This window comes from Pseudomonas sp. MHK4, assembly GCF_054600775.1.
On sequence record NZ_BAAIAK010000039.1, the window covers coordinates 1 to 1449 of the forward strand.

At 52.9% G+C, this 1449-nt stretch carries 1 rRNA gene; it reads left to right on the forward strand.

What is annotated here, in order from left to right:
* Positions 1 to 1397 (forward strand): 23S ribosomal RNA (locus tag ACYP2Q_RS31395); the annotation flags it as partial.
* Positions 1398 to 1449: the final 52 nt, after the last annotated feature.

Sequence of the window (1449 nt, forward strand, 5' to 3'; positions counted from 1 at the left end):
AAGGCCGAGAGCTGATGACGAGTGTTCTTTTAGAACACGAAGTGGTTGATGCCATGCTTCCAAGAAAAGCTTCTAAGCTTCAGGTAACCAGGAACCGTACCCCAAACCGACACAGGTGGTTGGGTAGAGAATACCAAGGCGCTTGAGAGAACTCGGGTGAAGGAACTAGGCAAAATGGCACCGTAACTTCGGGAGAAGGTGCGCCGGTGAGGGTGAAGCATTTACTGCGTAAGCCCACGCCGGTCGAAGATACCAGGCCGCTGCGACTGTTTATTAAAAACACAGCACTCTGCAAACACGAAAGTGGACGTATAGGGTGTGACGCCTGCCCGGTGCCGGAAGGTTAATTGATGGGGTTAGCTAACGCGAAGCTCTTGATCGAAGCCCCGGTAAACGGCGGCCGTAACTATAACGGTCCTAAGGTAGCGAAATTCCTTGTCGGGTAAGTTCCGACCTGCACGAATGGCGTAACGATGGCGGCGCTGTCTCCACCCGAGACTCAGTGAAATTGAAATCGCTGTGAAGATGCAGTGTATCCGCGGCTAGACGGAAAGACCCCGTGAACCTTTACTATAGCTTTGCACTGGACTTTGAATTTGCTTGTGTAGGATAGGTGGGAGGCTTTGAAGCGTGGACGCCAGTTCGCGTGGAGCCATCCTTGAAATACCACCCTGGCAACTTTGAGGTTCTAACTCAGGTCCGTTATCCGGATCGAGGACAGTGTATGGTGGGTAGTTTGACTGGGGCGGTCTCCTCCTAAAGAGTAACGGAGGAGTACGAAGGTGCGCTCAGACCGGTCGGAAATCGGTCGTAGAGTATAAAGGCAAAAGCGCGCTTGACTGCGAGACAGACACGTCGAGCAGGTACGAAAGTAGGTCTTAGTGATCCGGTGGTTCTGTATGGAAGGGCCATCGCTCAACGGATAAAAGGTACTCCGGGGATAACAGGCTGATACCGCCCAAGAGTTCATATCGACGGCGGTGTTTGGCACCTCGATGTCGGCTCATCACATCCTGGGGCTGAAGCCGGTCCCAAGGGTATGGCTGTTCGCCATTTAAAGTGGTACGCGAGCTGGGTTTAGAACGTCGTGAGACAGTTCGGTCCCTATCTGCCGTGGACGTTTGAGATTTGAGAGGGGCTGCTCCTAGTACGAGAGGACCGGAGTGGACGAACCTCTGGTGTTCCGGTTGTCACGCCAGTGGCATTGCCGGGTAGCTATGTTCGGAATAGATAACCGCTGAAAGCATCTAAGCGGGAAACTAGCCTCAAGATGAGATCTCACTGGGACCTTGAGTCCCCTGAAGGGCCGTCGAAGACTACGACGTTGATAGGTTGGGTGTGTAAGCGCTGTGAGGCGTTGAGCTAACCAATACTAATTGCCCGTGAGGCTTGACCATATAACACCCAAGCAATTTGCTTAGAAGCAAGTTGCGGTGTGTGAAGACGAAA